The organism is Gemmatimonadales bacterium, from assembly GCA_030697825.1.
Classification (GTDB): domain Bacteria; phylum Gemmatimonadota; class Gemmatimonadetes; order Gemmatimonadales; family JACORV01; genus JACORV01.
Map to the genome: position 1 here is coordinate 1 of JAUYOW010000207.1, position 5,747 is coordinate 5,747.

Here is a 5,747-nt window from a genome sequence, read left to right on the forward strand (position 1 = left end):
ATGAACGTGGCCGACGTCTGGCTCGACGGCGAGCGCGTGGGCGGCCACCTGGGCGGCTATCTCCCGTTCGTGCTCGACATCACCGAGCGCGTGCAGCCCGGCAGGGACTACCTGCTGGCCGTCCGCCTGGACAACCGCGACAACCCGATCACCGGCCCCAAGCCGCTGGCCCAACTCGACTTCAACATCTACCACGGGCTGTATCGGCCCGTCTACCTGATCCGCAAGGACCGGCTGCACATCACGGATCCGCTGCTGGCGGACCGTCCAGCGGAGCCTCGTCGCGCCCAACCTGCACACACTCGATTGCGAGGTGGTGGCCGTGGCATCCTGCTTCCGCAAGGATTCCCCGGCGAGTGGAGCTACTGGGTGGGACCCGCGGCAGGGCGAGGCGGCAGCGCAGATCGCCTGCGGCTAGACCGGGTGGAGCGGCTGCAACTCTCCCTGCGGCGCGAGGACGGCGTCACGGTCACGCCGGGCAGTTACGGCGTGGAGGTGGAGTGGATCACCCTGGGCTTCGGCCGGCCGGCCGGCGCCGGCCCGGCGGGGCGTTAGGCGCGCGCCGTCACTCAGCGCCGCCTTCCGAACAGGAAGGTCAGCGGGTCGTCGAGCCGGGCGCGCCATGACGCCTCGTTGTGGGTGGCGCCCTCATAGCGGCGGATCACGAAGTCCCGGCCCTCCACGAAACCCTGCCTCCGCAGCCAGGCGCGCACGACCTCATGGCTCGGCCCATACGCGGAGTCGAGCCCCAGCGAGCCGTAGTCGAACCGGTATCGCGCCCCCCGCGGAACCCTCAGCCCTCGCTCGATGTCGCGCACGATGTAGGGCGTCGTGTCCGGGTTCGCCACGGGGGCGACGCTCGTGAAGGTGCGCGCCACCACCGCCTCCGAGAGCGGGAAATGCGTGGACTCGCAGCCGCAGGCGCCGAACACGTCGGGGTGGTGCGCCACCAGGTAGAATGACAGCAGCCCACCCATGGACGAGCCCATGACGGCCGTGTTCTGTGGTCCCGTCAGGGTGCGGAATTCCGCGTTGACCCGCGGCATCAGCTCTTCGATGAGGAAGCGGGCGTAGGCGCTCGCGCGATGCCAGGGCGAGTATTCTGCGCCGCGCTCGGCGGTACTCCAGACGCCCACGACGATCACGGGCGGAATGGTGCCGCGCCGGGCGAGCCGCACCACCGCTTCGTCGACGCCCCAGTCAACACCCGTGTTCGCAATCCGCGGGTCGAACAGGTTCTGCCCGTCGTGCATGTAAAGGACGGGATAGCGCGTGGATCGAGTGCTGTCGTAGCCGGGTGGCAGCCAGATCTCGACGTGGCGCGTCGGCCCCAGGAACGCGGACGCGACATCCGGCCAGTAGACGAGGCGGCCCTCGACGCCAGAGCCCGCCCAGTCGGCCATGTACTCTCTCGGGTCCCTCTTGAAGCCGGTGATCTCATGAACGGCCTCGACGGTGCCGTCGATGAGGAGCCGGTTGTTCGGCGGGACCGTGCCGGCGGGGCCGAGCGCCTCGCGGTCCCAGGAGCCCAGCGTGAACTTGTACTCGAATGTAGTGCCGCGCGGCACCGTGACGCTTGCGGTGCGCTCGCGCCCCACTCCCACCATGGCACGGCCGTCCGGATGCCACGGTCCGAGCTCCGGAAGGCTGCCGGCGAGATAGACGGTGCCCGTGCCTTCCGGCACAGTCACACGAATGGTCGCTGTGCAGCATGCGGGGGCGAGATCGGGTGCGGGCTGCCTCATCGGGGCGCAGGACGCAGCGGCGAGCAGGGCGGCGAAGGTGCGAGTCAGGCGCATGGGCGAACGCCTCAGCTGGTCACGCCGAACGTGAACCCGCGTCACGTCCGCTCGCCGCCGAGGACGCGAGTCTTGGTCATGCGACAACGGAGGTGCGCGGACGGTGTCTTCTCAAGTCGCGGGCGGAGACTGCGGCGCCTCGAGGTCCAGCGGCGGCGGCTCGTCCCGCACGAGGCCCTCGAACTGGTCGCGGAACTCCTCCAGCGAGAGGTGCGCGACCGAGGCGAAGCGGGCGATCTCGTGCGGGTTTGCGAAGTCGTCGCGACGCAGCCGGATCATGTACCGGCGCGCGATCGCATAGCGCGTCGAATGGATGTTCACGTAGCGGATGCGCGTGCGGCCCGTCGCCGCGTCGAGCAGCTGCCGAAAGGGTATGGGCACGAACTCGCCGCCCTGCATCGAGACCATCACCGCACGACCCCCCGACAGCAGGTACTTCGCGGCACAGTACCCCAGGTCCCGGGCGTACTCGACGTCGTACGGGATCGGGTCGGCGCATCGCAGCTCGTAGCCGATGTCCTTCGCGACGATCGTGGTCGTGAGCCCGAACTGCCGCAGCCGCTCCTGCACCGCCCGCTTCAGGATCCCCCCGATGGCGACCTCGGCGATGCGGAGGTTGCCATGCGCATCGCGCTCAACTCCCTCGATCCCCGCCAGGTCGCTGGGATCGATGCCTTCGACCACCCCCTCCGCGATGACCGCCACCCCGTACCGCTTCCCCAGGGCCAGCCGCTTGATGATGGCCCCTACCAGCGTGTCGGTGATCGCCTTGAACGGGATCCCGCGGAGGCCGAACTCCTCCGGTATGAGCGTGAGCGTCGCTCCGGCCGCCTTCCCGATCCCCAGCGCGAGGTGCCCCGCCTTCCGGCCCATGGCGATGACGAAGTACCAGCGCGACGTGGTGTGAGCATCGACCATCAGGTTCTTGACGATCTCGGCGCCATGATGGCGAGCCGTCTGGAACCCGAACGTATCGATCTCCGGCGGCAACCCGACGTCGTTGTCGATCGTCTTGGGCACGTGCACGACGTGAACGCGGCCCGCCGACTGCTCCTCAAGGCGCATCGCCGTGTAGGCGGTATCATCACCGCCGATCGTGATCAGCTGCGCCACGTCGAGGCGCAGCAGCGAGAGGACCGTGTTCTCGAGGAGGCGGGAATCCGTCGTGGGATTGGCGCGGGCGATGCCGATGATCGAGCCGCCGCGAGAGTGGATACGGCTTACCCGTTCGATGTTGAGGGGGAGGACGTGGTCGATGTCGCCATGCATGATCCACTCGAACCCGTCCTGGATGCCCAGCACGTCGACTCCGTCCAGGACGCAGCGGATCGTGGCCGCGCCGATCACCGCATTGATACCGGGCGCCGGCCCGCCGCCGACGAGGATCGCGACCTTCCTGCGCTCGCTCATGGTACGCCGCACCTTGGTGGGTCCCAAGCGCTCCGCCGCGGTGCAGAAGGCAGCCGGCGCGAAGCTCCTGCTCGACTTCCGCTACGAGACAATCTAGCGCCTGCCGAGCCGCTTCCGCGCCCGGATCGCGAACGCGAGCATCACGAGCCCGAACGCGAGCAGCACCAGTCCCCACCAGAGATTCACGTTGATCCCGAGTGACCGGGCGTAGATCGCGGCGTCTGACGTGAGCCCGTACACCGTCAGCAGCGCGCCGAAGATCGCGAACATCAGCCCGATCGGCAGTCGCAGGTCCAGGTTCATCGAGCCCTCACCAGAAGATCACGTTGAGCACGAGCGTGAACCCCAGCACGACGACGCCGAGGGTGGCGGGTCGCTTGTACCACGGCAGCTCGCGGTCCGTCAGGCGGGGCGTCAGGGCGTACACCAGTCCCTTGAGATCGTCGTCGGACTTGTTGCGCGCCGTCACGAGCGAGATCACGATCGTCGCCACGAAGCAGGCGGTCCACGCGTAGATGGCGGTCCAGAAGTTCTGCGCCATCTCGCTCGGGTAGGTGTGCAGCACCGCACCCAGGAACCCACCCTTGAGGCCGGGCGCCGCGCCCTGCGACAGCGCGAGCCCGTGGTGGAACGCAGCGGCCGCCGTCCCGATCAGCAGGCCGAAGAACGCCCCGTGGCCCGTGGCCCGGCGCCAGAACATCCCCAGCAGGAACGTCGCGAACAGCGGCGCGTTGACGAACGCGAAGACGAGCTGGAGCATGTCCATGATGTTGTTGAACCGCGTCGTGGCGTACGCCGCGGCCACGCTGAGGAGGATCCCGACCACCGTGGCCACGTGACCCATCCGCAGGTAGTGCCGGTCCGGCTGCCCCGGCCGGATGTACGACTGGTAGATGTCGAAGGTCCACACGGTGTTGAACGCCGTGACGTTCCCGGCCATGCCCGACATGAACGACGCCATGAGCGCGGTGAGGCCGAGGCCCAGCAGACCCGACGGCAGGTAGTGCGCGAGCATCACGGGGACCGCGAGGTTGTAGTTCGGCGTCCCGTCGCTGCCGATCGGGAGCAGTCCTCCGCCGGTCTCGTGCAGCGCGATGGCGATCATCCCCGGCAGGATCACGAGCGCGGGGAACAACATCTTCGGGAACGCCGCGATCAGGGGCGTGCGGCGCGCGGCGGTCATCGAGTCGGCGGCCATGGCCCGCTGGACGACCAGGAAGTCCGTACACCAATAGCCGAACGACAGCACGAACCCCAACCCCATCGCCATGCCGAACCACTCGACGCCCATGGGGTTGGCGCTGGCCGCATCCAGGTGACGCCACGAGTCGGACCAGGCGCCGGCGGCGTACCCGGCGTTCGTCGCGACGGTATCGAGCTTCGCGGTCAGCCCGTCCCAGCCGCCCACGTCCCTGAGACCGAGGAGCACCAGCGGGAGGAAGCCCAGGACGATGAGGAAGAACTGCAGCACCTCGTTGTAGATCGCGGACGTCAGGCCGCCGAGGAAGATGTAGGCCAGGACGATGACGGCCGACAGCACCACGCTGGTGTGGAAGCTCCACCCGAGCACGAGCTCGAGCAGCTTCGCGAGCGCGTACATCGAGATGCCCGAGGAGAACACCGTCATCACGGCGAAGGTGATCGCGTTGAAGCCCCGGGTCTTCTCGTCGAACCGCAGCTTGAGGTACTCCGGCACGGAGCGCGCACGCGAGCCGTAGTAGAACGGCATCATGAAGATCCCGACGAACACCATGGCGGGGATCGCGCCGACCCAGTAGAAGTGGCTCGTCATCATCCCGTACTTGGCGCCCGAAGCCGCCATCCCGATCACTTCCTGCGCGCCGAGGTTCGCGGAGAGGAACGCGAGCCCGGCGATCCATGCCGGGATAGAGCGTCCCGAGAGGAAGAAATCCTCGCTGCTCCTGACGTATCGCCGCAGCACCCAGCCGATGCCGAGCACGAAGGCGAAGTAGACGAGCAGGATGGCGTAGTCGATCGCGCCGAGGTGGATCTGCTGCACGGGCGGTGCTCTCGGAAAATGGTCCGTACGAGGGACGCGCTGCACGCCGCCCTGCCCCGGTCTCGGTTCGCCGGGAGCGTCGCGACGCCCAGGACATACAGCCTTGTGGCACCGGGACGCAAGCCGGGAGTCAGCCCGCGCTGGCCGAAGGGCGGCCGCTGCTCTACTATTTCGCCGAGGTTGATCGACGCCGGCGGCGAGGCGGTCGGCGATTCGCCATCCACGTCGGGGCCCGACTCCAGACTCCGGAGAGGTACATGCTTCGCTGCGCTCGCTTCCTTGTGCCTGTCGTCGCCGCTACCGCGCTCGCTGTGACCACCGGCCCGCTCGTGGGCCAGGTCCGCGTCGCCTCCCCCGACGGCCGCAACCAGGTCACGGTCGAGCTCCGCGAGGGCAAGCTGTACTACAGCCTGGCGCGCGACCGCCGCGACGTGGACCTGGTTCGTGGGCGCCATCACGGACGAGGAAGGCCGCACGCTCGACGTCCCGCTCTCGTTCCTGACGCCGGGCCGGCGGTA

Annotated in this window: 6 protein-coding genes; 2 read left to right on the forward strand and 4 right to left on the reverse strand. The window is 68.5% G+C overall.

What is annotated here, in order from left to right:
* The coding region (locus Q8Q85_10950) for a hypothetical protein (protein MDP3774770.1) at positions 1-555 on the forward strand (555 nt) is incomplete at its 5' end.
* A gap of 14 nt (positions 556-569) precedes the next feature.
* On the opposite strand, the gene Q8Q85_10955 is transcribed toward Q8Q85_10950, so the two are convergent.
* The 4 genes from Q8Q85_10955 to Q8Q85_10970 form a co-directional block, all read right to left on the reverse strand.
* Entirely contained in the window at positions 570-1,691 is a 1,122-nt protein-coding gene (locus Q8Q85_10955) for an alpha/beta hydrolase-fold protein (GenBank protein MDP3774771.1), read from the reverse strand.
* A 219-nt stretch (positions 1,692-1,910) separates the two neighbouring features.
* Positions 1,911-3,209, reverse strand: a complete 1,299-nt coding sequence (pfp, locus tag Q8Q85_10960) for a diphosphate--fructose-6-phosphate 1-phosphotransferase (GenBank protein ID MDP3774772.1) — start codon at positions 3,207-3,209, stop codon at positions 1,911-1,913.
* A 93-nt stretch (positions 3,210-3,302) separates the two neighbouring features.
* Complete coding sequence (locus Q8Q85_10965; protein MDP3774773.1) at positions 3,303-3,512, reverse strand: hypothetical protein; 210 nt, start codon at positions 3,510-3,512, stop codon at positions 3,303-3,305.
* Between the two features lie 7 nt (positions 3,513-3,519).
* Positions 3,520-5,229 carry a sodium:solute symporter family protein gene (locus Q8Q85_10970; GenBank protein MDP3774774.1) on the reverse strand — a complete coding sequence of 570 codons (1,710 nt, stop codon included), beginning with the start codon at positions 5,227-5,229 and terminating at the stop codon, positions 3,520-3,522.
* A gap of 311 nt (positions 5,230-5,540) precedes the next feature.
* On the opposite strand from Q8Q85_10970, the gene Q8Q85_10975 reads away from it, so the two are divergent.
* Positions 5,541-5,747: hypothetical protein (locus Q8Q85_10975; GenBank protein MDP3774775.1), on the forward strand; the 207-nt coding region annotated here is incomplete at its 3' end.

Excerpts from the sequence above, each read along its gene's own strand:
- pfp (MDP3774772.1), bottom strand. The coding sequence starts at position 3,209 with ATGAGCGAGCGCAGGAAGGTCGCGATCCTCGTCGGCGGCGGGCCGGCG.
- Q8Q85_10965 (MDP3774773.1), bottom strand. The coding sequence starts at position 3,512 with ATGAACCTGGACCTGCGACTGCCGATCGGGCTGATGTTCGCGATCTTC.